This window comes from Mesorhizobium tianshanense (assembly GCF_007830515.1).
GTDB lineage: Bacteria > Pseudomonadota > Alphaproteobacteria > Rhizobiales > Rhizobiaceae > Mesorhizobium > Mesorhizobium tianshanense.
The window spans coordinates 18533-45518 of record NZ_VLKT01000017.1 but is presented as its reverse complement, the minus strand read 5'-3'; the positions used below and the strand labels follow the sequence as shown (position 1 = coordinate 45518).

At 63.9% G+C, this 26986-nt stretch carries 24 protein-coding genes; 13 read left to right on the top strand and 11 right to left on the bottom strand.

Annotated elements, in window-relative coordinates; translation table 11 throughout:
- The first annotated feature begins 5 nt into the window (after positions 1–5).
- From IQ26_RS15185 to IQ26_RS15170, 4 genes are all read left to right on the top strand, one after another.
- On the top strand, positions 6–1037 hold the full coding sequence (locus tag IQ26_RS15185; RefSeq protein ID WP_145718548.1) for a BMP family protein: 1032 nt from the start codon (positions 6–8) through the stop codon (positions 1035–1037).
- A 210-nt stretch (positions 1038–1247) separates the two neighbouring features.
- Positions 1248–2738 (top strand): ABC transporter ATP-binding protein, encoded by a 1491-nt coding sequence (locus IQ26_RS15180; RefSeq protein ID WP_145718739.1) that lies wholly within the window; start codon positions 1248–1250, stop codon positions 2736–2738.
- Positions 2738–3793 carry an ABC transporter permease gene (locus IQ26_RS15175; RefSeq protein WP_145718546.1) on the top strand — a complete coding sequence of 352 codons (1056 nt, stop codon included), beginning with the start codon at positions 2738–2740 and terminating at the stop codon, positions 3791–3793. The genes IQ26_RS15180 and IQ26_RS15175 overlap by 1 nt, the downstream gene beginning before the upstream one ends.
- Positions 3790–4734 carry an ABC transporter permease gene (locus IQ26_RS15170; RefSeq protein WP_145718544.1) on the top strand — a complete coding sequence of 315 codons (945 nt, stop codon included), beginning with the start codon at positions 3790–3792 and terminating at the stop codon, positions 4732–4734. The genes IQ26_RS15175 and IQ26_RS15170 overlap by 4 nt, the downstream gene beginning before the upstream one ends.
- Before the next feature lie 60 nt (positions 4735–4794).
- Here the strand turns inward: IQ26_RS15170 and IQ26_RS15165 are convergent, their stop codons facing one another.
- Both IQ26_RS15165 and IQ26_RS15160 read right to left on the bottom strand, forming a co-directional pair.
- The gene (locus tag IQ26_RS15165; RefSeq protein ID WP_145718542.1) at positions 4795–7014 is read right to left on the bottom strand and encodes a xanthine dehydrogenase family protein molybdopterin-binding subunit; all 2220 of its coding nucleotides are present in this window, start codon (positions 7012–7014) and stop codon (positions 4795–4797) included.
- Between the two features lie 3 nt (positions 7015–7017).
- Positions 7018–7470 (bottom strand): (2Fe-2S)-binding protein, encoded by a 453-nt coding sequence (locus tag IQ26_RS15160; RefSeq protein WP_145718541.1) that lies wholly within the window; start codon positions 7468–7470, stop codon positions 7018–7020.
- A 242-nt stretch (positions 7471–7712) separates the two neighbouring features.
- On the opposite strand from IQ26_RS15160, the gene IQ26_RS15155 reads away from it, so the two are divergent.
- Positions 7713–8690 carry an AraC family transcriptional regulator gene (locus IQ26_RS15155; protein ID WP_145718539.1) on the top strand — a complete coding sequence of 326 codons (978 nt, stop codon included), beginning with the start codon at positions 7713–7715 and terminating at the stop codon, positions 8688–8690.
- A gap of 54 nt (positions 8691–8744) precedes the next feature.
- Here IQ26_RS15155 and IQ26_RS15150 read toward each other — a convergent pair whose 3' ends face one another.
- The 4 genes from IQ26_RS15150 to IQ26_RS15135 all read right to left on the bottom strand — a co-directional run bounded on the left by IQ26_RS15150 (position 8745) and on the right by IQ26_RS15135 (position 11745).
- On the bottom strand, positions 8745–9065 hold the full coding sequence (locus tag IQ26_RS15150) for a hypothetical protein (protein ID WP_145718538.1): 321 nt from the start codon (positions 9063–9065) through the stop codon (positions 8745–8747).
- Between the two features lie 4 nt (positions 9066–9069).
- Complete coding sequence (locus IQ26_RS15145; RefSeq protein ID WP_145718536.1) at positions 9070–9378, bottom strand: YggT family protein; 309 nt, start codon at positions 9376–9378, stop codon at positions 9070–9072.
- Between the two features lie 108 nt (positions 9379–9486).
- Positions 9487–11475 carry a sodium:solute symporter family protein gene (locus tag IQ26_RS15140; protein ID WP_145718534.1) on the bottom strand — a complete coding sequence of 663 codons (1989 nt, stop codon included), beginning with the start codon at positions 11473–11475 and terminating at the stop codon, positions 9487–9489.
- 15 nt (positions 11476–11490) lie between these two features.
- Complete coding sequence (locus IQ26_RS15135; RefSeq protein WP_145718532.1) at positions 11491–11745, bottom strand: DUF4212 domain-containing protein; 255 nt, start codon at positions 11743–11745, stop codon at positions 11491–11493.
- A 264-nt stretch (positions 11746–12009) separates the two neighbouring features.
- On the opposite strand from IQ26_RS15135, the gene IQ26_RS15130 reads away from it, so the two are divergent.
- Positions 12010–12639 carry a hypothetical protein gene (locus IQ26_RS15130; protein ID WP_145718530.1) on the top strand — a complete coding sequence of 210 codons (630 nt, stop codon included), beginning with the start codon at positions 12010–12012 and terminating at the stop codon, positions 12637–12639.
- A gap of 68 nt (positions 12640–12707) precedes the next feature.
- On the opposite strand, the gene IQ26_RS15125 is transcribed toward IQ26_RS15130, so the two are convergent.
- Positions 12708–14837 carry a DUF294 nucleotidyltransferase-like domain-containing protein gene (locus tag IQ26_RS15125; protein ID WP_240547128.1) on the bottom strand — a complete coding sequence of 710 codons (2130 nt, stop codon included), beginning with the start codon at positions 14835–14837 and terminating at the stop codon, positions 12708–12710.
- A gap of 201 nt (positions 14838–15038) precedes the next feature.
- Here IQ26_RS15125 and IQ26_RS15120 point away from each other — a divergent pair, with 201 nt between their 5' ends.
- From IQ26_RS15120 to IQ26_RS15110, 3 genes are all read left to right on the top strand, one after another.
- Positions 15039–15431: a hypothetical protein gene (locus IQ26_RS15120; protein WP_145718528.1), complete on the top strand. Its 393-nt coding sequence runs from the start codon at positions 15039–15041 to the stop codon at positions 15429–15431.
- A gap of 287 nt (positions 15432–15718) precedes the next feature.
- Positions 15719–15874: a hypothetical protein gene (locus IQ26_RS39725; protein WP_145718526.1), complete on the top strand. Its 156-nt coding sequence runs from the start codon at positions 15719–15721 to the stop codon at positions 15872–15874.
- A gap of 135 nt (positions 15875–16009) precedes the next feature.
- Positions 16010–16711 (top strand): LLM class flavin-dependent oxidoreductase, encoded by a 702-nt coding sequence (locus tag IQ26_RS15110; protein ID WP_240547127.1) that lies wholly within the window; start codon positions 16010–16012, stop codon positions 16709–16711.
- Here the strand turns inward: IQ26_RS15110 and IQ26_RS15105 are convergent.
- From IQ26_RS15105 to IQ26_RS15090, 4 genes are all read right to left on the bottom strand, one after another.
- Positions 16669–18390, bottom strand: coding sequence for an ABC transporter ATP-binding protein (locus tag IQ26_RS15105; RefSeq protein ID WP_145718524.1), 1722 nt, complete (start codon positions 18388–18390; stop codon positions 16669–16671). The two genes, IQ26_RS15110 and IQ26_RS15105, sit on opposite strands and share 43 nt — an antisense overlap.
- A 114-nt stretch (positions 18391–18504) precedes the next feature.
- On the bottom strand, positions 18505–20460 hold the full coding sequence (gene fhuB / locus IQ26_RS15100) for a Fe(3+)-hydroxamate ABC transporter permease FhuB (RefSeq protein ID WP_240547126.1): 1956 nt from the start codon (positions 20458–20460) through the stop codon (positions 18505–18507).
- Between the two features lie 53 nt (positions 20461–20513).
- Positions 20514–21410, bottom strand: coding sequence for an ABC transporter substrate-binding protein (locus IQ26_RS15095; RefSeq protein WP_240547125.1), 897 nt, complete (start codon positions 21408–21410; stop codon positions 20514–20516).
- Positions 21407–23530, bottom strand: coding sequence for a TonB-dependent siderophore receptor (locus IQ26_RS15090; protein WP_240547124.1), 2124 nt, complete (start codon positions 23528–23530; stop codon positions 21407–21409). Before IQ26_RS15090 ends, IQ26_RS15095 begins: the two co-directional genes overlap by 4 nt.
- A 195-nt stretch (positions 23531–23725) precedes the next feature.
- Here IQ26_RS15090 and IQ26_RS15085 point away from each other — a divergent pair, with 195 nt between their 5' ends.
- From IQ26_RS15085 to IQ26_RS15070, 4 genes are read left to right on the top strand one after another with little or no spacing between them, the layout of a single operon-like run.
- Positions 23726–24550: an ATP-binding cassette domain-containing protein gene (locus tag IQ26_RS15085; protein WP_145718518.1), complete on the top strand. Its 825-nt coding sequence runs from the start codon at positions 23726–23728 to the stop codon at positions 24548–24550.
- A gap of 29 nt (positions 24551–24579) precedes the next feature.
- Positions 24580–25530, top strand: coding sequence for a tonB-system energizer ExbB (gene exbB / locus IQ26_RS15080; RefSeq protein ID WP_145718516.1), 951 nt, complete (start codon positions 24580–24582; stop codon positions 25528–25530).
- A gap of 15 nt (positions 25531–25545) precedes the next feature.
- Positions 25546–25998 carry a TonB system transport protein ExbD gene (gene exbD / locus IQ26_RS15075; RefSeq protein WP_145718514.1) on the top strand — a complete coding sequence of 151 codons (453 nt, stop codon included), beginning with the start codon at positions 25546–25548 and terminating at the stop codon, positions 25996–25998.
- Positions 25998–26960 (top strand): energy transducer TonB, encoded by a 963-nt coding sequence (locus IQ26_RS15070; protein WP_145718512.1) that lies wholly within the window; start codon positions 25998–26000, stop codon positions 26958–26960. The genes exbD and IQ26_RS15070 overlap by 1 nt, the downstream gene beginning before the upstream one ends.
- The last annotated feature ends 26 nt before the right edge of the window (positions 26961–26986 follow it).

Sequence of the window (26986 nt, the reverse complement as noted above, 5' to 3'; positions counted from 1 at the left end):
ATGCAATGGAAAATGGGAAGAGCAAAATCCAATTGAAACGCGAAGGACTTTCGCGACGCAATTTGCTGGAACTGGGCGCGCTCGGCCTGGCTGCAGCCATGCTGCCGGGCCGTGTCTTGGCGCAGGACAAGAAGCTGAAGGTGGCGGCGATCTTCGCCACGCCGATCGAGGAGCCATGGGACCATCAGATACATGTCGCCTTGCAGAGGGCCGAGAAGGAACTCGGCATCGAATACAAATGGTCGGAGAAGGTGCAGACGGCCGATTTCAGCCGTGTCATGCGCGAATATGCGCAAGGCGGCTATGAGCTGGTTCTCGGCGATGCTTTCGCCGCCGAACGGGAGTCCCGCCGGACGGCCAAGCAGTTTCCGAAGGTCGCCTTCCTGTTCGGCTCCGGCGCCGGGCCGGCCGAACCGAATTTCGGCGTCTTCGACAACTGGATTCACGAGCCAGCCTATCTCTCCGGCCTGATCGCCGGAAAGATGTCGAAATCAGGCACGATCGGCGCCGTCGCGGCGATGGGTATCCCCGAGGTCAACCGGCTGGTCAACGCCTTCTTCGCCGGAGCCAGGGAGGTCAATCCGGACATCAAGAAGAAGGTCGCCTTCATCGGCTCCTTCTTCGATCCGCCGAAGGCGAAGGAAGCGGCGATCGCCCAGATCGACGCCGGGGTCGACGTGATCTATGCCGAGCGATTCGGCGTCATCGAAGCGGCGGCGGAGAGGAAGATCCTCGCCATCTCCAACATGTCCGACCAGTCGAGCCTCGCCCCCGACACGGTGATCACCGGGCCGGTATGGGACATGTATCCGACGGTCGAGCAGGCGATCAAACTGGTCAAGGCGGGTGTCTTCACCGCGCAGGACTACGGTGATTTCTCGCGCATGGCCAAGGGCGGTTCCTCGCTGGCGCCCTACCACAAATTCGAAGAGACGCTGCCCGCCGACGTCAAGGAACTGGTCGAGAAGAAAAAGGCCGAAATCCTCGACGGCAATTTCCGCGTCGACGTCGATGAGAACACGCCGGTTTCGGATTAACATGCCTCCCTCCCCTCAAGGGGAGGGTGGCCCGAAGGGCCGGGTGGGGTCCGTTGTGACGCGCTCCATCCTTATCGGTCTAAAGGTCGAGGCGGTTGAGGTGACCCACCCCTCCCACCTCGCTTCGCTCGGCACCCTCCCCTCGAGGGGGAGTATCCGCGCCAACGCCACCAGGATCCCGCCTTGTCAACGCCCGCCCCTCTCATCGAAATGCGCGGCATCTCCAAGAGCTTCGGCGCCGTCAAGGCGAACGAAGCCATCGATCTCAGCGTTGCGCCTGGCGAAATCCTCGGGTTGCTCGGTGAAAACGGCGCCGGCAAGACGACGCTGATGAACGTGCTGTTCGGCGCCTATGCGCCGGACGCCGGCGACATCCTGATCCAGGGCCGGACGGTGACGATCAACAGTTCTGCTGATGCGCTCGCCGCAGGCATCGGCATGGTGCATCAGCATTTCCATCTCGCGCCGCGGCTGTCAGTGTTGGAAAACCTGCTGATCGGCATTCCCGGAAAGTCAGGCCGGATCGACCGTGCCGGCGGGCTGGCGCGGCTCGACGAGATCGGCCGGCAGCACGGGCTTGCGCTCGATCCGGACCTTCCCGTCTCGGCGTTGTCGGTCGGCGAGCAGCAGCGGCTCGAAATCGTCAAGGCGCTGTTTCGCGGCGCAAGGCTGCTGATCCTCGACGAGCCGACGGCGGTGCTGGCGCCGAGCGAGGTCGACGGGCTGTTTTCGGCGCTGCGGTCGATGTCGGCCCAGGGCCTCGGCATCATCTTCATCTCGCACAAGCTCAACGAGGTGCGTGCGCTGACCCATCGCTGCGTGGTGTTGCGGCATGGCCGCGTGACCGGGCGTGTCGATGCCCCCGCCAGCACCACCTCCGCGGAGATGGCGCGGCTGATGTGCGGCCACGAGATCGTTCCGCCGGCCAGGGGACCATCGACGCCAGGTGCCGCGGTGCTGACCCTGGACGGCGTCTCGACGTCGCGCCATTCCGGCATGCCGCTGCGCGACGTGTCGCTCGCCGTGCGTGCCGGCGAGATTCTCGGCATTGCCGGCGTCTCGGGCAATGGCCAGCGGGCGCTGGCCGAGGTGATCTCCGGCGTTCACGCACCCGATGCCGGCCAGATGACGATAGCCGGCAAAATTGTCTCGCGCTTCTCGCCGCGCGAGGTGCAGGCGCTCGGTCTCGGACGCATCCCGGAAGACCGGATGACGACCGGGCTCGTCACCAATCTGCCGCTCGCCGATTCAATGGTGCTGCCGCGCATCGGTACGGCGGCGTTCAGCCGCAACGGCCTGCTCAGGCCGGATGCGATCCGTGCCTTCGCCGAGGAACAGATCAAGGCCTATGACATACGCTGCCCCGGACCGATGACGCGGGCCGGAGCGCTGTCCGGCGGCAATCTGCAGAAGGCGCTGCTGGCGCGCGAGCTCGCCTTCGATCCCAAGGTGCTGATCGTATCGCAGCCGACGCGCGGCCTCGACATCGGCGCGGCGCGCTTCATCCACGAAAAGTTCCTCGCCATGCGAGCCAAGGACTGCGGCATCATCGTCATCGGCGAGGATCTCGAAGAACTGCTCATCCTCTGCGACCGCATCGCGGTGATGTATGAGGGGCGCATTGTCGGTACGCTCGACAGCGCCGACGCCACGATCGCGCGGCTCGGCCTGATGATGACCGGCGCGAAGGGGGAAGCCTGATGTTCCGTCTGGAGGCCCGCACCAGCACGCCCGCCTGGTTCAATCTCGCTCTGCCGCTGCTGGCGATCGGGGCGACGCTGGTGTTGTGCAGCGGTCTGATCGCGCTGGCCGGCGCCGGGGTGATCGAGGCCTATGGGGTGATGTTTTCGGCGTCGTTGGGCGACAGCTACGCGATCACGGAAACGCTCGTGCGCGCGACACCGATGATCTTCACCGGGCTTGCCGTCGCTGTCGCCTTCCGCGCCAAGTTCTGGAACATCGGCGCCGAGGGGCAGTTGCTTGCCGGTGCGGTGGCGAGCTGCGCGGTCGGCGCCATCCCGATGCCGGCGCCGCTCGCCATGCTGCTCATGGCGGTGGCGGGCGCTGCCGCCGGTGCGGCGGTCGCCTTGGTGCCGGCGACGCTGCGGGTAAAGTTCAGGGTTGATGACGTGGTCAGCTCGCTGCTGCTCAACTCGGTCATCTTCTACGCCCTGATGGCGCTGATCGAAGGCCCGTGGAAAGACAGTTTCAGCGGCTACCCGATCTCGCCGCCGATCGAGGATTCGGCGAATTTCCCGGTGCTGCTGGAAGGCACGCGGCTGCATCTCGGCGTCGTGGCGGCGTTCCTTGCCGCGCCGCTGATCTGGTTCCTGATCGTGCGTACGACGCTCGGCTTCCGGATCAGGGTCATCGGCGAGAACCCCGAAGCCGCGCGCTATGGCGGCATCCATGTCGAGCGCGTGCTGGTCTCGACCGCGCTGCTATCCGGCGCGCTGGCCGGACTGGCCGGCGTCGGCGAGGTCGGCGGCGTGCATTTCCAGGTGATGAGCGACATCTCGCCGGGTTATGGCTATTCCGGCATCGTCGTCGCCATGCTGGCGAGGCTCAATCCGCTCGGCGTGGTGCCGGCGGCGATCTTCCTTGCCGCGGTCATGACCGGCGCCGAGGCGATGTCGCGGGCCACCGGCGTACCAGCCTTCCTCAGCGACGTCATCCAGGGAACCGCGCTGCTTGCCATGCTGGTGGCACTGCTGTTCACCGCTTACCGCATCCGCCGCGTGGGGGTCGCCAAGTGAGCGTGGTGCTCGAACAGATATTTCAGGTCGGCTTCCTGGCCGCGATCATCCGCATCGCCACGCCTTTGGCCTTCGCCACGCTCGGCGAAATGTTCTCCGAGCGGGCCGGCGTGCTCAATCTCGGCATCGAAGGTATCATGCTGTTGTCGGCGATGACCGGCTTCACGGCGACCAGCCTCAGCGGCAGCCTGTGGCTCGGCGTGCTTGCGGCGGTGCTGACCGGCGCGGTGATGGGCGCCCTGCACGCGCTGTTCACGGTGACGCTCGGCCTCAGCCAGCATGTCTGCGGCATCGGCGTGACGCTGTTCTCGTCGGGGCTCGCCTACTTCCTCTACCGGCTGATCTTTGGCCAGCAATCGGTTCCGCCGAGCATCAAGAGTTTCGAAACGCTACCGATCCCGATCCTGTCCGACCTCCCGGTGCTCGGACCGGCTGTGTTCAACCAGTTTTCGCTGGTCTACATGGCGATGCTGGCCGTCCCCTTGGCCGCCTTCGTGCTCTACCGGACGCCATGGGGCCTGTCGGTGCGCATGGTCGGCGAAAATCCGCGCGCCGCCGACTCGGCGGGCGTCAGCGTCATCGCAACACGCTTCCAGGCGGTGATCCTCGGCGGCGCGCTGATGGGGCTGGCCGGCGCCTTCCTGTCGATGGTGCAGTTCAACGCCTTTACCTTCGGCCTCGTCTCGGGGCGCGGCTGGGTGGCGATCGCGCTCGTCGTCTTCGGCCGCTGGGATCCCTGGCGTTCGGCAGGGGCCGCTTTGCTGTTTGCCTTCGTCGACGCCTTGCAGTTGCGCATGCAGGCGAGCGGGCTCGGCCATATCCCCTACGAGGCGTTCCTGATGCTGCCGTTCATCTTCACCATCGTCGCCATGGCGGTGATGTCGCGCAATGCCGTCGCACCCTCGGCGCTGCTCAAGCCGTTTCGCCGGGAAGAACGCTGACAGGCTGGGGCGAAAGTGCCGACCGCCGCCGCAACGAGGCGAGGGTGAACACCTCCAAATTCAGGCGTTGAGCGCCTCCAGCACCCGCTCCGGCAGGAACGGATAGTGCCGGAGCCGCACGCCACCGGTGAGCCGCGCCACCGCGTTGGCGATCGCGGGACCGATCGGCGGCAGGCCGACCTGGCCGATGCCCCCGATCGGATTCCCGGGCGTTGGAGTCACAGTGACCTTGATTTCGGGCGCCTCGGACATGCGTATCACCCGATAGGTGTCGAAGTTCGATTCCTGCACCTCGCCATCGACGATGTTGATCTGCTCGAACAGCGCGTGGCTGGCACCGTTTGTGATCCCGGTAATCATCAGTGCCTCGATGTTGCGCGGCTGCACCGCTGTTCCCGGATCGACAGCGCACCACACGGTGTGCACGCGGATCTCGCCGGTTGCCCGGTCAAGCGACACCTCGGCTATCTCAGCGCAATGGGAGCCAAAGGCATCGGAATAGGCGATGCCCAACGCCCGCCCGTCGCGTTGGCGGTCCCATTCTGCCATCTGGGCGACGGTCTCGATGACCTTGCGCGCCCGCGGCTGGTCCTTCAGGAGCCCCAGCCGAAGCGCCAGCGGATCGACGCCCGTGGCGGTGGCGATCTCGTCGATGACACATTCGATGCCGAATCTGGTGTAGCCGACCCCGACCGCGAACCAGAAGCCCACATCCAGGCCGTTATCCTGGCGGATGTACTCGACCTGGTGCGCGGGGACGGCATAGTTGAAATGCGCGCCCTCGGTCACCACACTGTCGTGGCCGCCTTCGCTCTCGAACTGCTCAGGCATCGTGCGGGCAAAAATGGAATCCGCCACGATGCGATGCCGCCAGCCGACGATGTTGCCGTCGGCGTCGAGCCCGACCTGCAGACGTTGCGCCTCGAGCGGCCGGTACTTGCCATGCCGGACGTCGTCTTCGCGGCTCCAGATGACCTTGACCGGGCGGCCTTGCACCGCCTTGGCCAGCGACACCGCATCGATGATGAAGTCGGCTTCGGCTTTGCGACCAAAGCCGCCACCGAGCAGAGTGGTGTTCACCTTGACCTTGTCAGGTGTGGTGCCGGCCACCTCCGCGGCAAAGGCCTGGGTGCCCGTCGGGCCTTGTGTCGGCGCCCAGACTTCAACCGTATCACCGGTCACGAGCGCCGTGGCGTTCATCGGCTCCATGGTCGCATGGTGAACATGGTCGCTCATGTAATCGACCTCGATGACCGTTGCCGCCGTCGAGATCGCGGTCTGTGCGCCGCCTTCCGTGGCAGCGCTGACGCCGGTTTGGGCGAGGTCGCGGCCAACGCTGCGATACGCTTCCAACAGCCGATCACTGTTGTAATTGCGGATTCGCGACGACGTGGTCCAGGTAATTTCAAGCAGATCCTTGGCTCGCTTCGTCGCCTCGACCGTTTCGCCGATGATGCCGACGCCGTAGGGCAGCGGAACGATGTGCGTGATGCCCGGCACGGCCCTGGCTTCGGCGTCGTCGATGGTTTCCGGCTGCTCGCCCTGTACGGGCGCCCGCAGCACCGCTCCGTAGAGCATGTCCGGAAGCTGCACGTCGATGCCGAAGATCGCGGTGCCGTCGACCTTCGAGGGCACGTCGACACGCGGCACCGTCAGATTTCCGATATAGCGCCACTGATCGCGCGGTTTCAGATCGGCATCGGTCGCCTGCGGCAGCGGATCGGGAATCGCGCCGGCCGCGGCGACCTCGCCGTAGTCGAGCGAGCGCCCCGACGGCGCGTGCACGACCCGGTTGGGCTGCGTGGTGAGTTCGCTCACCGGAACGTTCAGCATGGCGGCGGCACGCGCCAGGATGACCTTGCGGGTCTGGGCTCCGACCAGGCGCAGCATAGTGTAATAGCCGCGCGTGGATTCACTCCCGCCGGTGAGCTGTACGCCGTAAAAGCCGGGGTTGCCGTACGTCTCCGCGTCGGATGGAGCCTGGACGACGCGAACCTTGCCCCAATCGGCGTCCATGTCCTCGGCGATGAGCAGCGGCAGCGTCGTCATGATACCTTGCCCCATCTCCGAGGCGGGTGACATGATGGTCACGGTGCCGTCGGCCGCGATGGACAGCCAGGCGTTCGGCCGGTAGCTGCCCTCGACCGCCGGCACCACGCTGGCGCCCGAGGCATCCTGGGGCAGACCGCCGAACGCAACCGCGATGCCGACGCCGCCGACGGTGATGAGGAAGTTGCGCCGCGAGAGCGCTCTGGTATGAAGCTGCAATGTCCCGGTCATGGCTCAAGCCTCCCGCGCGGCGCGCTGAATGGCGCTGATGATTCGCACATAGGTCCCGCAGCGGCAGATGTTGCCGTCCATGTGTTCGACGATCTGCTCGCGGCTGGGGTTGGGGTTGCTGTTGAGGAGCGCCGCCGCCTGCATGATCTGCCCGGACTGGCAATAGCCGCATTGCGGCACCTGCTCGGCGATCCAGGCTTGCTGCAACGGATGGCTGGTGTCAGGCGCCAGGCCTTCGATCGTCGTCACCTGCCTGCCGGCCACGTCCTGAAGCAGGGTTACGCAGGAGCGCGTGGGCTCGCCGTTGACGTGAACGGTGCAGGCGCCACATTGCGCGATGCCGCAGCCGAATTTGGTGCCGGTGAGTTTCAGATGCTCCCGTATCACCCATAGAAGCGGGATATCGGGCTCGGCTGCGAGATCCACCGCCCGTCCATTGATCGTGAACGCTGTCATGACTCTTGTTCCCTTATCTGGCGCAATCATCTGGTATCATTCAGTGATGGTGACCACTTTATCCGTTATCCATAGAATTTTTCTCCGTTATCTACGGCGAGAACATCTGAATCTTTCAAGTATTCTTATTATTACTTCGCCTGTTGCCACGTTTGCGGAGACGTTGTTATTAAATAACCAATTGAGGGAATGCGGTCTATGCTGTAAAGTCCGCAATATCTTCGCAATCGTCCGGAACGCCCATGGATCCGCTCTCAGATGTGCTGTCGCTGCTGAAGCCACGCAGTTATGTGTCCGCTGGCTTCGACGCGGGTGGAAACTGGTCAATCCAGTTCTCCGACCAGCACGAACGCATCAAATGCTACGCTGTGGTTTCCGGCGGGTGCTGGCTGTCCGTGGAGGGCGTTCCCGACGCGGTGCGCCTGGAGAAGGGGGACTGTTTCGTGCTGCCGAGTGGGCGGCCTTTCCGGCTGGCAAGCGACATGGCTTTGACGCCTGTCGACGCCGGCACGATTTTTCCCCCGGCGCGCGCTGGCGGCGTCGTGACGTACAATGGCGGCGGTGATTTCTTTCTTGTCGGCAGCCGCTTCGCCGTTAGCGGCAATCATGCCGGCATCCTGTTGGGAATGCTGCCGCCCATCGTGCATATCCGGAAAGAAACGGATCAGGCGGCGCTGCGCTGGTCGGTGGAGCGGATGATGCAGGAGCTGCACGAGCCGCAGCCGGGCGGTTTTCTGATCGCGCAACATCTCGCCCACATGATGTTGGTTCAGGCCCTGCGCCTGCATCTGGCGGAAGGGCTGGGAGATGGCGTCGGATGGTTTTTCGCCCTCGCGGACAAGCAGATGAGCGCTGCGATCAACGCCATGCACGACGATCCGGCGCATCGCTGGACATTACAGGAACTGGCGGAGCGTGCCGGCATGTCGCGCTCGACCTTTGCCCTGAAATTCAAAGAGATGGTTGGGACGTCGCCGATGGAGTACCTGACGAACTGGCGGATGCTGCTGGCGGGCGACAGGCTGGCGAATTCCAGCGATCCAATCTCCGTCATTGCCCTGTCGCTCGGCTACGAATCCGAAAGTGCCTTCAGCACGGCCTTCAAGAGGGTCATGGACTGTACGCCACGGCAATATGGCCGTGGCCGGAATCCCGCTTCCCCTTCAAATGGCGAGGGGAAAGCCGCTCGCCCCGGTCGGCTCGAATCCATTGCAGGCTGATATGCGCGGGTGGCGGCGCTGCGAAGTCGATCAAGCCCGAGCCGAAGGGAATTCTCAGCCGCCGCTGAGCGCCCGCATCACATTCGGCAGCGCCGGCAGCGTCAACAACACCGTGCTGGCAAGCCAGATAGACGAGACGACGATGCTCCTGGGGTACGCCGACCAGCGCTCATAAAGCGCGGCCGGCACGCCGGCGAGCATAATGGTCACCGTCGACAGGATCAGCGCACTTGTCATGTAAACGATCTGACTTAGGGGAGGCGCCCAGCCCGGATACCAGACCGGATAGAGCAGGAACACCATCAGCACCCACGGCGAAAAGATACCGTTAACAATGGCGACGGCCATGACAGGCACAAGAGCGTTTTTGCCCATTGCCTCAACCCCCTTGTGAAGCCATCGGCGCAATGCCGAAATTGATCAGCAAGGCGAGATAGCCCACGCGCAAGGCCATAAGCCAGAGCACGCTGAAGACGATCACCACCGGCTGGGTCAGGATCGACGGCGTGATGGTTCGCACGATCCGCAGGAACGGATCCGTGACAGCCTTGAAGAAGCGCCAGATGTAGTTGTCCCAGCTTTCGGGCACGAAGAGGCCGAGCAGGAGACGCCCCATCAGCGTGTACATCACGGCGGCAAGGATGAAATTCGGTATGTGGAAATACCAGTAGGACCAGAAATTGTTCATATGGAATTTTCCAAGGAGCGGCGCCGCCGCGTTATGACAGCGGCGCCCCCGAAATGAAAGCGGGGTCCGTCGCCGGACCCCGCTTCGAGCGCCGGTCCCTACGCGGGATCAGACGGTCTTTTCTTCCATCATCTGCTTGCCGCGAGGTATGCGCAGTTCCTCGATGAACTCCTGCATTGCCAAAGATGGTTCCCTGGTCAGCCTGGAGACAACGATCATGACCAGAAAGCCGGCGGGGAGGCCGAACGCGGCTGCCGACAGGTTCTTGACACCCCACCAGTTGGCGATGGTCTGGGCCTGCTTGTCGAGCGCCACCCATGCAGCGGCTTGCGCGTCCGGTGCCGCAGAAGCCCAAGCCGTCTTCAGCTCGGCATATTTCGCAACGGCGTCAGCCGGTGCCGCGGACAGCCCACTCCACATTTCGTAGAATCCTACCGCGCCGTAACGGGTACCGAGCAAATAATAGAGGCAGATGCCGAAACCGGCGATCATGCCCGCGACGGCGCCGGCAGAGTTCGTGCGCTTCCACCAAACGCCGAGCACCAGCGCGGGGAACAAACCCGCGGCGGCGAGCGAGAATGCCCAAGACACCATAGCGAGGATGTCGCCCGGCTTGGTCGACGCCACGTAGGCGGCGGCGATGGCCACGAGCACGAGCAAAACACGCGACACCACCAGACGGCGGGCAGTCGGGGCATTCTGGTCGATCATCTTGTAGTAGATGTCGTGGCTGAGCGCGTTGGCGATGGCCAGCAGCAGGCCATCCGCCGTCGACAGCGCGGCGGCAAGACCGCCGGCGGCGACGAGGCCCGAGATGACGTAAGGCATGCCGGCCATTTCGGGCGTGGCCAGCACGATCATGTCCGCGTTGAGGTTGATGTCGGCGAAGGAAAGTGCCGTCACACCCTTTTCGGCGCAGGCAGCTGCAATCGCTGCGGCGTCAGTGGCAGCCTTGCCGCAGATCTGTACGAGCGTGCCGTCGGCTGCCGCCCAGCGCATCATCCATCCGGCCTTTTCACTGATGTTTTCGGGCGTCAGGCCCGATGCCACCAGGTCAAGCATCGTCCATTTGGCGAACGCCGCGTAGGCCGGCGCCGTGAAGTAGAGGATGAAAATGAACAGTAGCGACCAGGCGACCGAGACACGCGCTTCACGCACCGACGGAGTGGTGAAATATCGCATCAGAACGTGCGGCAGGGACGCCGTTCCGACCATCAGGCAGAGAATAAGCAAGAAGTAGTTGAGCGCATTGTAGCCGCCATGCACGAACGGCGTGATGTGATGCGTCGCGATGTTCTGCGCTGTTTCAAGCGCGGTGATGTTCGCGAGTGCCTGGCCCTGCATCAGTTGCGGGATCGGCACGCCGGTTTTCACGGTGGACATCCATATGGCGGGGATCAGGTAGGCGATGATGAGCACGATGTACTGTGCGACCTGCGTCCAGGTGACGGCGCGCATGCCGCCCAGCATTGAGCAGACCAGGATGCCCGCAAGGCCGACATAGACTGCGACGTTGAAGTCGAGGCCGAGGAAGCGTGCCGAGATGATGCCGGTCGCATAGATCTGCGCCACCACATAAGTGAATGAGCAGGAGAACAGCACGATCACGCCGATGAAGCGCGCCAGATTGCCGCCATAGCGCGCCGACAGGAAGTCTGGAACCGTGTAGGCGCCGAATTTGCGCAGATAGGGCGCAACGAGAATGGCCACGAGCACGTAGCCGCCGGTCCAGCCCAGCACGAAGGCGAGGCCGTCATAGCCGAGCAGATAAAGCGTGCCGGCCATGCCGACGAAGGACGCGCCTGACATCCAGTCAGCGCCGGTCGCCATGCCATTGTAGATCGCCGGGACCCTACGCCCCGCCACGTAGTACTCGCCGACCTGCATGGTGCGGCTGAGAATGCCGATGACGGCGTAGATTGTGATCGTGAACGCCACGAACAGATAGCCGATGATTCTGTTAGGGACGCCCATCGCGCTGATGATCGCCATCAGTATGATGAAAGCGATGAAGCCGCCGGTGTAGATGCCGTAGATGCGGCCGAGATTGGAGGTGAAGTCGCCTCCGCCTGCCGTGGTAGCTGTCGTGTTAGCCATTGAAGTTCCCCCCGATCAATCTTCAGCGACGTTATGCTCTTCGTCGATGCTGTTCTGCTTACGGGCGAACCAGAACAGCATGACGACAAAAGCTATGAGCGAACCCTGAGCGGCCATGTAGAAGCCGAGCGGAAAGCCAAAAATGACGATGTTGTTGAGTTGCACCGCGAACAGGTGGATGAAGTAACCGAAGAACACCCACAGGCCCAACATGACGAACATGAGGCTTCTGGTCTTGTTCCAATAACTTACGCGATCTGGCGTCGCCATAGCGTTGAACCCTCCCTTGGTTGGGCAGCTTGCGAACCATCTCGACCGCAAGGCGCCGTTTAAAGCTTGCCTCTTCCGCTAACGCGGAAGCCCTCCGGCATATTGGCGGCCGGGTAAGAATCAGCCGACCGTAATTTTATAGGGGTAACACTTCTTGTCGCTGCTGTTCATACGACTTTAGAATCGGTGAGAGGACTGGCGGCGCGGTGTCGCGAAGGCTAAACGGTCAATATCGGTTGGAAACAAAACCGAAGGGAGAGCGCCATGGGCCTGCTAGACAACCTGTTGCCCGAGTTCCTGCGCAAGCCGCAGCCGATCGGCAGCGTCGGCCAACTGGCCGACTTCATGGATTCGCGCGCTGCCTTCCTGGCGCAGAAAAGCATCGTCGAGTTCTGCCGCGTCAGGGCAGGGGTCTACTGGCAGAAGCTGTTCAGCGAGAAGGAGTTCCAGGCGGCGCTCAACCATTCACGCTGGCGCGCCTACCCTGCGTGCTACGCCATCGTGGCGGAAATGGTGGAGGGTGCGCTGCGCGAACCCGCCGGGTCGCGCCAGCGCGGCCTGCCAGCGGCGCTGGAAAAGGTGGCCCTGGCGAGCTTCTCCAAATATGCCGTTCCGGAGGGTTCGCCCCCCACCTTCTGGGAGGACGCCGCCGAGCTGACACGACAGCGCCTCGCCGCCACGCAGGCCGGTCCGTCCCGGCCGGTGCGTGAAATCCCCGAGCCGCTGGCGCGAACGGTTTTCGAGGCGGTCCCGATCCACCCCAATCTCCTGACCAACGACTATGACTACATTTTCAACTTCCTGAGAATGAATCTGCTGCGCGCGCATGAGGATTTCCTTGCGCAGGCTGACCGCAGTGCCCTGGTCGACGAACTGCTTGGCGCCGCGCGCTGAATTTGCTCCACCACGCCTATATTCCAAGGGTTCCCTTCGACGACTTTGCGCCGTCCGGGCGTCGCCGTCTATGCGAACATCAGGTCCCGCACCAGGTCGGGTGCTGACTGGAGGCGCTTGATGAGACGCTTGAGCTCTGCCTGCTGCTCGCGCGTAAGGGCATCGATCTGGATGCGGTTGGAGGCAGGAATGCCGGCGTAGATGTCATGCGTCTGCTGACCGAGCAGCAACCCGATCAGCATGGCATGGCCAGCCAGCATTGCCTTCATGTCGCGCTCGCCGCCAATGTCCAGCGCGACGAGTTTCTCGAACCGGGCGCGCGTACTCCGCTCGCGGATGCCGTGGCGGATTGCAAGAGTGCGTGCGGTCGCAACGATCGGAAAAAGGCCATGCTTCTTGACGTCCAGCCGGCCATTTTCAAGCTGAAAGCCACCAAAAAGAGTGAAGGGATTGCCGGCTGTTATCTGCTCGCCGAGAAGCTTGGCGAACACTGGCTCGGCGTGGCCGCGGCCATACGCATGTCCGATGAACTGGGCGGCCAGCGTCATGTCGCCGTGAACCGGCCTCAGGTCGTAAACGATATCGACATTGAGGAGGTCCTCCGGCCGTAGGCGGCGAACCCAATCTTCGACGCGCCCCTTCCAGGTGTCGAGACTTCCGCGGAATGCCGCGTTCGCGGCCATTACCCCGCCTTTGCAATACGGCACGCCGGAGATGTCGAGCATGTCGGCGAGCTTGGCGCCTAGATTCTTGAACCAGCTGTCTTCTGGCCCGCCCGGCTCGCCATGTGCGAAGACGATTGCGTTGTCCTGGTCGGGTGCCATCAGGCTCTCGCCACGGCCGCCGGAGCCGAGCACGAGCACGGCGTAGGCACAGGGCGGCGGGCCGTGGCCTTCGGTCTGCATCTGGTGTTCCGCAAGTACAGCGGCGCGGCGCGTAAGCGAACAAAGTTCCTCGCTGATGATTTCCGCCACCACGCGCGGGTCGATCTCCTCGCCGATGAGCGAACGTGCGACGCCCGGCAGCATCGACCAGGCGGCCGCCAATTCGGCGACGTCCTTGGCATGCTCGATCGTGTCGTCGAGATTGATAGCCGCGGTGGCGCGGAGCCTCAGCAGGTCGCGTGCCGAAAGCATGCCGACCAGCATGCCCCCATCGTCGCGGACGGCGAGGTGGCGAATTTTCAGCCGATCCATGCGCCCGATCGCTCGATAAGCGAATGCGGCGGCGCGGATGCTTATCAGCGGCCGCGTTGCAGTGCTTCCGATCGGCAGGTCAAAAACGCGCTCGGCGTCGGATGATATGCGGCGCATCAGATCGCGCTCGGTAACGATGCCGTACTCCACAACCGGTTGATCGGGCGTTCCTCGGTCGGACACGAGGACCGAGCTGATCTTGCGCTTGACCATGAGGTCGATGACCTGCTTTGTCGGTTTGGTCGATTTCACCACGACTGGCGGGTCGCTCATAAGGCTGCCGACGCGATGGCGATAGGCATATGGATCAACCGGCTGAAACGCGGGAGCCTGGGGCCGCGACACCGGCTCGGCCCAGCCGGCGCGATGGCCGGCTTCGAGAGTGTGCGAAAGGGCGAGGCAGGCGACCTCGGCCTCTCCGAGTGTTCGGATGTTGCGCTTGCGCAATTCGGGAATCAACGCGGCAAAGATGTCTCCCGCCGCGATCGCATCGCCCAGAGCCGAATGGCGGCCAGCTATCTCCAGGCGAAGCCAGGCGGCGGTCATTTCCAGCGAATGGTCTGCCAGATCGGGATTTGCTATGGTTGCAAGAAGCCGGACGCACAGCGACCGAGGCTTTTTCCATGGCAAATGCGCGCGTCGGCATTCGCGTTTCAACACGGCAAGGTCGAAGCCGATCGAGTGGCCGACGAGGATGCGGTCTCCAGCGAACTCCTGGAATTTTGCCCATGCATCCAAGAAGCTCCCGGCTCCGTCAACATCGGCATCGGTGATGCCGTGGACGAGCGAGGCCTCAGCCGGGATCGCTTCACCAGGATCGATGAGGAGATTGAACTGAGGTTCCCGGACGACCTTGCCGTGCGCGATGCCGATTGCGCCAATCTGGACCACGCGTGCCTTTGTGGCGTCGAGCCCAGTTGTTTCGGTGTCGACGGCCGCAGCCGCTATGGCTATCAGTGGTGTCGCGCCGGTCGCCCGCTTCATTCCCGTCCCCTTCGACATAGCCGAAAGCCTCCCTGCCGGATGTCTTGCAGCATAAGGCGCGCCGACAGGCCGCGTCGACGGCTGAATTTCAGGCTATGGCGTTCGCAACGATGCGCCGGGGTCAGCCGGGGCTGCGCCGGCGTGTCCATTCGCCTTAAAGTGATTTGATATGGTCGAAGCACTTGCACATTCTTGGCCAGTTTGTTGCCGAGGCAGCTGATGAACGAGATCAGGCGGGTAGCTGTGGAGTGCATCGGGCGCGCCGTAATGTTCGGATCGCTTGCCATCGGCTGTGTCATGATCGGCTTCTCCTTCAACCCGGTATCTGCCTTTCGCTCCGGCGCGTTCCTTACGCTGACCATGGCACTGGCACTGATGTGGAAAGCCATGACCGCAGGCATCAAGAATCCCAAACACACCGAAGTCTGGCTCTATCTGGACGAGGAATCGCGCCCAGCCGATGGCCCGGCGCGACGGGTGTTCGGCACCGTCTTGGGCGACGTTTACAAACTCTACGCCCGGATTGCGCTCGGCGCGGCTGTTGGCTTCTTCCTGGTGTCGCTAGCCCTGATGCTGTTCGGTTTGGAAGGTTACGTGCCGCCCAGCAGATAGGAGATCGCTTCGCCAGCCCGTGACGTCGCATTCCATGCCTCAGGCACCGGCCTGCCAAGCGAACCGCCGGACACGGCGAACTCTCTTCCGGCGACAGCATCAGGCGACGGCGGCGACAGGGCGATGTTGGCAAGGCGGATTTGCGCCGGCCGGTCCAGTGCAACAAAATTCAGTAAGAAAAACCAATTTACGGCAGGCTCTGAGCAATTCATTCTAAAGATTGCGCAAAAATAGCACTCGACAAAGTCTACTGATTTTATAGATTAAATGCCGAGACGGAGGTCGATATGTCCTATATCCAGAACGCCCAGACTGCCCGCAAAGGCCAGAGGCTGGATTCCGACCAGACTTGGCGGCCGGCCTATGCAGGCGCCTTTGCCTATCTCGTCTTTGCCCTTGCGTTCGTGTTCACCGGGGCAGTCGTTCTGGGCCTTATTCCCTGATCATGGGGACCCAGCCATCGGGTCCTGACTTACAGGGATAGCGACCTGCCGCTTTCAGAATTCCGGAGTTGAATGGACCGAATCCCGGTGCGCTTTTGCGCGCCCAGTGATCCCAACGTGATGGAGGAGATGGCAATGCCGATCGAGTTCACGCATGTTCCCGGTAAAACTCGGCCTGCCGATTCAATCGTGACTTTTTTCTACGATTTCGCGGAGACCGCGACAAAGCTGTCGCTGATCGAGGACATCGGTTTCCAGAAGATCGTCGTCGATGATCCGGCCGGGCTGCTAACCAATTTGGATATTGCAGCTCGGGCGCTGAGCCGCACTTCATCCCTTGAGGTCGTTCTCACGCATTGGGCAGGTGTGATCGAGCCGACGGTGGCGGCCCTCGATGTGAGAAGCGGCGGGCGGCTGTCGCTCAGGATGCTCAGCGAGCCGCTGAGCGACGACGATGCCGAAACACGTCCGGTCGGCCATATGGTCGTCTGGCAACGGATCGACGAATATCTGGTGCTGCTGAAGCGGTTGTGGTCGAACGACAGGCCGTTCGACCATGAAGGCGCCTTCTACAGCGTCAAAAGCGGCTATGTGCCTCGCAAGGGACCGCATGGCGCCGACATGACCATCCGCATGGGCGGACAGTCCGGAACGGCGCTCAGGGTCGCCGGACGGCATGCCGATGTCTTCGAGCTGACACCGGGTTCGCCGGGCGAGATCCGGCAACTTGGTGAAGCCAACGAGCTTGCGGTTGGCCTACAGCGGTTCCACGCTCTGTGCGTCGCGCCGTGGCATCAATGCGATGCAAGGTGCTGGGCGTCATGCAGCCGCCGGTAAGTGCCGCCGGCGCGGATCAATTCGCTGTGCGAACCCTGCTCGACAATGCCTCTGTCGGAGACGACGACGATGCGGTCGGCGCCGCGGATCGTCGCCAGCCGGTGGGCGATGACCAGCGTGGTGCGGCCGTCGGCAAGTTCGGACAGCGCCTTCTGGATCTCCCGTTCCGTCTCGGTGTCGAGCGCCGACGTCGCCTCGTCGAGGATGAGGATCGGCGGGTTCTTCAGGAACATGCGCGCGATCGCCAGCCGCTGCTTCTGGCCGCCGGAAAGTTTGACGCCGCGCTCGCCGATGATGGTGTCGTAGCCGGCCGGCAGTCCGGCGATCATGCCGTCGAGCTGGGCCCGCCGCGCAGCGTCGGCGATGGCTTCGTCGGTCGCATCGAGCCGGCCATAGGCGATGTTCTCGCGGACCGTGCCGCCAAACAGGAACACGTCCTGCTGGACGATGCCGATCTGGCCGCGCAGCGAGGCAAGCGTCATGGCTCTGATTTCGATGCCGTCGATGCTGATCGCGCCGGAATCGACCTCGTAGAAGCGCGGCAGCAGCGAGCAGATGGTGGTCTTGCCGGCGCCGGAGGGGCCAACGAAGGCGATGGTTTCGCCGGCCCGGATCGACAGGTCGACGCCTTTCAGCACCGGCTTGCCACCACCATAGCCGAAGCTGACATCGCGGTAGTCTATGTCGCCGATGAGGCTGCTGACGGCCTTGGCGCCGGGGCGGTCGGCGATGTCAGGTTCGGTGTCGAGAAGTTCCGTGTAGCGGCGGAAGCCGGCAATGCCTTTCGGGTAGGTCTCGATGACCGAGTTGATCTTCTCGATCGGGCGCACGAAGACGCCGACGAGCAAAAGGAAGCCGACGAAACCGCCATTGCTGAGGCTGCCTGATATGACGAGATAGCTGCCGGCGATCATGACCACGAGCTGGATCAGCCTGATGCCCATATAGCTCAGCGAGTTGCTGGCCGCCATGATGCGGTAGGCGTCGAGCTTGGTCTGGCGGTAGCGCCGGTTGTCATGCGCGAACAGCGTCCGCTCATGCTCCTCGTTGGCGAAGGCCTGGACCACGCGCATGCCGCCGACATTCTCCTCGATGCGCACGTTGAAGTCGCCGACGCGGCCATAAAGCGCCTGCCAGTTGCGCTCCATGCGGTCGCCATAGCGGATGGTCACCCAGGCGATGACAGGCACGATCGCCGCGGTGACCAGCGCCAGGGGAACGTTGACCACGAACATCAGCGCGAAGGCGCCGACGAAGGTCATGACGGCGATGAACAGGTCCTCCGGGCCGTGATGCGCGACCTCGCCGATTTCCTCGAGATCCTTGGTGACGCGGCCGACGAGATGGCCGGTCTTGTGGTTGTCGTAGAAGCGGAAGGACAGTTTCTGGAGATGGTCGAAGCTCTTTCGCCGCATCTCGGTCTCGATGTTGATGCCGAGCATGTGACCCCAATAGGTGACCACCGCCATCAGCACCGTATTGAGCAGATAGATGAGGAGCAGGCCGGCCGCCGCGGCAATGATCAGCGTCCAGTCCTGCCGTGGCAGAAGGTCGTCGACGAAGGAGCGCACCGCCATCGGAAAGCCGAGCTCGAGCAGGCCGGCGAGCACCGCACAGGAGAAGTCGAGCGCGAACAACCCCTTCCATGGGGCGTAATAGGAAAGGAAGCGTCTGATCATCCTGGCGAACCGGAACCTGTCATGATTGCGCGGCGCGCACATTTGAGCCGCTCGCCGCCAGCTTTGGTTGCTTACAGCCGCAACGGCGCAAGCGGCAATATGCCAAGGCCCCGCTCATTGTCGGCCCTTCCACATCAGCGCCATGAAATAGGGACCGCCGACCAGGGCAGCTAGCAAACCCGCCGGAATCTGCCACGGGAAAATGAGCATCCGGCCAGCCCAGTCGGCCGAAACAAGGATCATGCCGCCAAGGATCGCGGATGCGAAAAGCGACGGCAAGGCGCGTTGGAACCCGAGCATGCGGGCCAGGTGCGGCGCCATCAATCCGACGAAGCTCAACGGCCCGATAACAAGCGTCGCAATCGTCGTCGGCACCGAAACAAGCACCAGGAGGATGAGCCGCACACGAAGGAGGCCAAGCCCGAGCCCGCGAGAGGCGGCCTCTCCAAGCGGCAGGATTTCCAGCCAGCGGATTGTGAGGGGCACGATGGCCAGCAGCACGGTCGCCGTCACAACTGCGATTGTGGCGTCGGCGGCGGTGGCCCGGTAGGTGGAGCCGGATAGCCAGGCGATGAGTGTATCGAGCCGAGGATCGCCGCTGGCGAGCATCACCGCCGAGAATGCCGATGCCATCGTCGCCACGGCGACACCGGAAAGCAGCAACCGATCATTCGCGACAGGCTGTCGGCGGCCGGTCTGCGAAATCATCGCCAGGCTGGCCAGGGCTCCGACGAGGCCGGCAGCGATCATTGCCGGGCGACTGACTGTCGAAGTCGCGACGAAGAGCAGCAGGATGCCTAGCGAGGCGCCGCCGGAAACACCCAGCACCTCTGGCGCCGCCATCGGATTGCCGGTCATCCTCTGCATCAGCGTGCCGACCACGCCCAGCATCATACCAGCGGAAACCGCGACGGCGATGCGAGGCGCCCTGAGCGGCAAGAGGTCGGCAAGTTCGGCGGTCGAGGCCACGTGCCAGCCTGCCGCGCCTCTCCCGACCACAAGCGCGGCGCAGAGAAGAATCGCCATCGCGAGGAGCCCGAGCAGGAGATAGACCCACCCGCTTCGCCTGCGCACGGAAGACAGCGTGACGCCGTCCCGATCCGGGTTGGTGCGCAATTTCGGCAGGAGGAGAAACAGCAGCGGCGCACCGAGGAAAGCAGTCGCCACACCTGCCGGGATCTCGGAGGCAAACGGCAGGACCTGCACCAGCCGGTCGGTCAGCCACAATAGGGTGGCGCCTGCGAGGGGCGCCCAGATCATGCGCTGGCGCAAGGTCCGTGCGCCGGCGAGCCTGACCAGCGCCGGCGCCGCAAGCGCCACGAAGCTGATGACGCCGACGGCTGCGACCACCATGCTGCTCAGCGCGACGGCGACAGTCACCCCCGCCAGCCGTGTCACCACGGGGTTCGTCCCGAGGCTTTCCGCTCCCTCATCGCTCAGGTCCAGAAGCCGCAGCGGCCGGAGCAGAAGGAAGGCGGCAATGCCGGCCACTGCGAGCCATGGCGCGAACCCGAACACCACGGCGTTGCCGTTCTGGATCAGCGAACCGCTCTGCCAGATGAAAAGTTCCTCGGAATACTCGCGATTGGCCGCCATCAGCAGGGCGCTCGCTGAACTGCATGTGAGGCTGACCACCAGGCCGGAAATGATGAGCGCGACCGGCGAAAAACTCCGGCCCTGGGCCAAAGCCAGAACCGCCAGCGTCGACAGGGCGCCGCCGGCGAGCGCCACCCATTCGCGACCTTGCTCCAGCATCCACGGCGCGTAGAGCGTGGCGATCGTGAGGGCGACGGTCGCGCCTGCATTCGTGCCTATGGTCGTCGGCTCGGCGAGCGGATTGCGCAGGACCTGCTGGAGCAGCGTGCCGGTCAGGCCGAGCGCCGCGCCGGCCAGCAGACTGATCGCCAGACGCGGCAGAAAGGCATGCCGGTAAAGCAGCTGCCGCGGATCGGCAACGTCCGTCGCCCCGAGCGACTGCCACCACATGTCGGCGGGCAACAGGCTCATAAGCCCGACAGCGGTGAGATACGCCGCGAGCACCGCCGGTACGCCCACGAGGGCGACGAGCATCCAGCCGCCTCCCATGAAACCAGCACGATGGCCGGCCGTGGACTGCATGACGGTCATGCTCGGGCCAGGAAAGTTGCGAAGCGGGCAGCGGCGGCAAGTCCGCCAAAAGGCCATATCGGCGGGATTGTCCTGGCGTTGCCGGCTTTGACGCAAGGAAGGTTCGCCCAAAGGCTGCTCTGGTCAATCCTGATCTTCACATGCGGGGGGATCGGATCGAGAGAAATCAGCCGGGCTTCGCCGATCGCGACCAACTGTTCGATGCCAACTGTGGAAAAGCCCCAGCTATCGGTCGGTGCCGTCCAGGCATTGGCGAGGCTCAACCTGTCGAGCACGTCCTGGAACAGACTGCCCTTGCCATAGACGCGGACGTGACGGTCGTCGAACATGCTGACCACCGCGAGCGGTTGGTCTGCCCGTCCCGAAAATTGCGCCCTGAGATCGGCGATTGTCGCCGCGGTCTCGTGGATAAGGCGCTGAGCCTCAACCTCCCGGCCGAGCTGCGCGCCAAGTTTCAGCGTTTCAGTCTCGGCTTGGCGATAAGGCGCTTCGGTACCGTCGTAGAAGGGTACGGTGTGCAATGGTGCGATCCGCTTGAACGGAGCTTCGTCCAAGCCATAGCCATAGGCGCCGACGATGAGGTCGGGCCGCAATTCCGTCAGAAGTTCGAGATTGGGTTCGCCGCGCGAGCCGAGATCGAGGCAGCCGGCGGGAAGATCCGGATCCACCACCCAGTCGCGGTAACCTTTGGTGTCGGCGACCGCGACCGGCCCGACCCCGAGCGAGATAACCATCTCGGCCGAGGTCCATTCGAGGCAGGCGATCCGCGGCGGCCGCGCCGCACGCGCCGGCAATGGCGCCACGCCACACCACGCCGCAGCAAATGCCCCGACGCACTCACGCCTGGTGAGCGAGCCGGCAGCGGTCTCGGTGCGGCGCCGCGATTCGCTCACCAACGATACTTCATCGAGCCGGTGACCTTGCGGCCCTCTCCGGGGTAGCAGCCGAAACTCGCGTCGGAACAGGAGGCGATGTATTCCTTGTTGAACAGGTTGGTGGCATTGAGCTGGAACTTTACGTTCTGCCACTCGTAGTGGACCGCAGCATCGAACAAGGTGACCGACGGCACCTTGAATGAATTGGCATCGTCGCCGTAGGTCTCGCCAATGTAGCGGATGCCGCCGCCCAGCCCCAGCCCCTCCAGCACGCCGCTTTGGATCGTATAGTCCGCCCAAAGCGAGACCCTATGCTGTGGCACGCCATAAGGCGTATTGCCCTCGGTCCCGTCACCGTCATCGGTGATCTCGGTGTCGAGGTAGGCGTAGGCCGCCTTGACGTCGAGCCCGTTGTCGAGGCTCGCGACTCCTTCGACCTCTATGCCGCGCGAGCGGATCTCGCCGGTCTGGAAGGCATCATTGCCAATATGGCGAACCACGTTCTGCTTGGTGAGGTCGAAGGCGGCGACGGTAATGAAGGAATTCCAACCGAGCGGCTGATATTTGATGCCGACCTCATACTGCTCGCCGGTCTCCGGCTCAAAAGGCGCCCCGGCGGGATTGTGCTCGAGCTCCGGCAGGAAGGAGGTCGAATAGCTGACATAAGGCGCAAGGCCGATTTCGCAGAGATAAACGAGACCAGCGCGCCATGTGGTGGCGCTGTCGGACTGCTCGCTAGGGGCGCCGTCGGGGAGATGGTCGACCGTGTCTGTCCGCGTCCAGTCGTGACGAGCGCCGACCGTGAGCGCCCAATTGTCCAGCTTGATCTGGTCCTGCACATAGATGCCGGTCTGACTGTGCGTGGTGTCCCTGTCCAGATAGGGCGTGAACTCCGAGATCGGCGAGCCGTAGACCGGGTCGAATATGTCGATCGGGCCGATCTCGGCCGAGGCGCCATAGTCGCTATAGTCCGTATATTGGTAGTCGAGCCCGGCAAGCAGCAGATGGGCTAGCGGGCCCGTGTCGAACTCCGCCTGCACCTGGTTGTCGATCGCGAAATTGCCGAAGGTCGACATGCCGAGATCGGCGTAGCGATTATAGGTGCGGTCGTCGGATTCGAGGCCCGCGCCGAACACGCCGAACTGCTCGTCATTGTCGAGATAGGCGTAGCGGGCGTTCTGGCGGACCATGAAGGTGTCGTCGATGCGGTGCTCGAACTCGTAGCCGATCATGGCCATCAGCGGGTTGTATTCGTCGAAATCGGGCTCACCGACAAAGCGATTCAGGGGTATCGACCCGTTCCCATTGGGCAGCACCGTGCCGTTCGCCGGCAGGAACTGGATGCCCCAGCCGACTTTGTCTTTCTGGATCGCCGCGAGCAGGGTCAGGCTGGTGTCCGCATCCGGCTGCCATTTGAGCGCGGGGGCGATGAACAGGCGATCGTTGTCGACATGGTCGGTATAAGCCCCGCCCTCGCGGGCAAGACCGGTCAGGCGAAAGCTCCATACGCCCGCTTCGTCGAGCTTGCCGCCCATGTCGAACTGGCCCTGATAGGTGTCGAAGCTGCCAGCGCTGACCTCGATCTCGCGGAAAGTCCCATCCGTCGGCCGTTTGCTGACATAGTTGATGATGCCGCCGGGGCTGTTCTGGCCGTACAGCACCGAGCTCGGTCCGCGCAGGATTTCGATGCGCTCGGCGCCATAGGGTTCAAGCGAGAGGAAGGAGGAGAAGTCCGACCCCTTCATCCTGAGGCCGTTCACGTAGAAGACTTCGTCCCAGACGTTGAAGCCGCGGATCTGCAGGCCAGTACCGCGCAAGTCGGTGCCCCACAGTTCGCCGGTGACCCCGGCCGTGTAGCGCAGCGCGCCGCCAAGGGTCTCGGCGCCTTGCGCTGTGATCTGATCCGCCGTCACCACCGATATCGCCTGCGGCGTCTCGATCAGGGGTGTGTCGGTCTTGGCGGCGGTGGAGCCCTGGGTGGCGACATAGCCGTCGACCGTTCCAAATGCGCTTTCGACGCGTTCCTGGACGTTGATCGGGTCGAGAGTGGTGGTCGCTTCCTGCGCGACGGCGTGGCCGCCGCCAAGCAGTGCCGGCAGAGACATTGCCGCGAACAGCAAAGTTCGGCGCGCAGTCATTTCGTCCCGAATTGTTCCGCGATCAGGACCAACCACCATCTCGGCATCCCCCACTTTTTCGATTTCGACGCAAATCCGCGCGTCACGACATTTTGTTGACTCAAAAAGTCATCTTCATTGTTGACTAGTAAAGTCATGTTTCATAGTCAACCGGGCATTGGCGCCGAAACCGGATTGCCCAAACCGGATTTCGAAATGCGCGCGCGAAACTGGAGAGAGGCCGAGACCGTGGCAGGAATTCATGCCCAGACTGCCTTCCACGTCGAAGCGGTGCGGTTCGCCGTCGGCGAGCGGACGCTGCTCGGTCCTGTCACGCTCGAGTTGCAGCGCTCGCGCGTCTACGGGCTGATCGGACATAACGGCTCGGGCAAGTCGACGCTGATCAAGCTCTTGGCGCGTCAGCAGCCGGCAAGCTCGGGCGGCATCACCTTCGCGCAGCGTCCGCTGGCGCAGTGGGGCGCCCGAGAACTCGCCCGCGCGCTGGCCTATCTGCCGCAGACGACGCCGGCGGCGACCGGCCTGACCGTGCGCGAACTGGCGACGCTCGGCCGCTATCCCTGGCATGGCGCGCTGGGCCGTTTCGGGCATGAGGACAGGCGCCATGTCGACGAGGCGCTTGTCTTGACCGACATGGCGGATTTCACCGACCGGCTGGTGGACGAGTTGTCCGGCGGCGAGCGGCAGCGCGCATGGCTGGCCATGCTGGTGGCGCAGAATGCCGGCGTCATGCTGCTCGACGAGCCGATCTCGGCGCTCGACATCGCCCATCAGGTCGAGGTGCTGGGACTGGTCAGGGACCTCAGCCGCAAACGCGACCTGTGTGTCGTCGTCGTGCTGCACGATCCCAACATGGCGGCGCGCTACTGCGACGAACTGATCGCACTGAAGGACGGCAGGCTGCTGACGCGCGGCACGCCGGACCAGATCATGCAGGGCGACGTGCTCAGAGGAATTTTTGGCGTGGAGATGGGCGTGTTCGCGCACCCCGTCACCGGCCAGCCCATCGGCTATGTGCAATGAGGCCACCCGTGAGAATAAGGAAGAAACCCTTGTCCAGACATGGTTTGTTTGCCGCGTTGATCGCATCGGTCATCCTGTCGGCTGGCGGCGCTGCCGCCCAGGAGCAACCGGGTACGGCGCCGGCGATCGAGGCGCCCGCTCGCGCGCCTGGAGAGGCTGCGCCGGGCGCAGTCGTGCCACCGGCGACGCAGCCCGGCGTGACCACGCCCACCGAGACCACGCCTGTCGAGACCACGCCTACCGAGACGGGTCCTTCGACGGCGACGTCTCAGACCCTGCCGCATGACCTGTCGCCATGGGGCATGTTCATGGCGGCCGACATCGTCGTGAAAGCAGTGATGATCGGACTGGCGTTTGCGTCGTTCGTCACCTGGACGATATGGCTGGCCAAGTCGCTGGAGATCCTTGGCGGCAAGCTGCGCGCCCGCCGCGCGGCACAAGCGATCGGCAATGCCGCGACGCTGAACCAGGCCGGGCGAGCGCTTGGTCATAATAGCGGCCCAGGCGCCCTGCTGGTGCGGGCGGCGGAGGAAGAAACCGCGCTTTCGGCCGGCTCGCTCGATCATGTGTCTGGCGACGGGCTGAAGGAACGCGTGACCTCGCGCTTGTCGCGCATCGAGGCGGCGGCGGCGCGGCGCATGTCGCGCGGCACCGGCGTGCTGGCGACGATCGGCTCGACCGCGCCCTTTGTCGGCCTTTTCGGCACGGTCTGGGGCATCATGAACGCCTTCATCGGCATCTCGCAGGCGCAGACCACCAATCTGGCCGTCGTTGCCCCGGGCATTGCGGAAGCCTTGCTGGCCACCGCGATGGGCCTTGTCGCGGCGATCCCGGCGGTGGTCATCTACAACGTCTTCGCACGATCGATAGCCGGCTACAGGCAGATCCTCGCCGACGCTTCGGCAGGGGTCGAACGGCTGGTCAGCCGGGATCTGGATTTCCGCACCGTCGCACCGGCAAAGCCGATGGCCGCGGAATGAACACGGAGCGACGCCATGGCGGCTAGAATTCGAGAGAACATCGACGGCGATCTCGAGGAAAACCACGAGATCAACGTCACTCCGTTCATCGACGTCATCCTGGTTCTCTTGATCATCTTCATGGTCGCGGCACCACTGGCGACAGTGGACGTCAATGTCGACCTGCCAGGCTCGACAGCGACGCCGGCTCCGCGGCCGGAGACGCCGCTGTTTCTGACGCTGAGAGATGACCTCAGCCTGGCGATCGGCAACGACACCGTGCCGCGCGAAACTTTCGCCGCCACGCTCGTCGGCAGGACAAAAGGCGACAAGCAGACGCGCATCTTCCTGCGCGCCGACAAGGCGGTTGGCTATGGCGAACTGATGGAGGTGATGAACCTTTTGCGGGGCGCCGGCTATCTGAAGATCGCGCTGGTCGGCCTCGAGACCGGCGATGCCGCGGCTCCGCAAGCCGGAACGGGCCAGTAATGTCGCCGGCGGCCGCCCTGCCCATGGTCGATCAGCCGCGCTTCGGCATGCGCGAGATTGCCTGGTGGGTGGCCGCGGCTGCGCTGGTTCTGGTGGCGCATGCCGCGATCGCCTATGCGATGCAGAGCTGGCGCCCGGCCGAGCCCGACGGCGGACCGCCACAGGCGCAGGTGATCGAGCTGTCGCCGATGGCCGTCACGCCGGCCATGCCGGCGCCGATGCCCGACGAGGTGGTGGCGCCCGATCAGCCGGATCCTGTCGAGGAGCCCGAGACAGCTGAAACGGAGCCTCCGCCCGAACCGCCCGTCGAACGGGCAGAGCCGGTTGCCGAGCCGGAAACCGCTCCGGCCGACACAATCGAGCCCACCCCACCGACCGTGGCGGAACGGGTCGACCAGCCGCCGCTCGAGGAGGTCGTGCCCGATGTTGCCGAGGCCGTCACGCCGGAAGTAGTCATCCCGCTGCCGCAGCCAAGACCGGTCGACACACCCGTCGAGACCAAGACAAGGAAACAGGCGAAGGCCAAGGTGAAGGAGCCGGTTGGGGCCAAGGCCAAGGAGCCCGTCGAAAAGGCCAAAAAGCGTTCGAAAAGGGAAAAAGCTGCACCACCACGCACGACGACGGCAGCCAGGGCGGCCGCACCAAAATCAGCCAAAGCAGTGGCTTCGAGATCCGGTGTGAGCTCGTCCAAGTGGAACTCGCGGTTGCATGCGTGGATCAGGCGGCACACGCGCTATCCGAGGGCGGCGAGGGCCCGGCGCGCGGAAGGTAGTCCGCAAGTGACCTTTACGGTCGACGGATCCGGCCGGGTCCTATCCGCCCGGCTGGCTCGTTCCTCCGGCGATCAGGACCTCGATCGCGCGGCGCTCGACGCATTGCAGGGCGCCTCGGTACCCGAACCGCCGTCGGAACTCGGCTCCCGCATAACTCGCACGGCGCCGTTCTCGTTCAGCCTGCGGTAGCTAGGCGGCACGACGGTGCAGTGGCA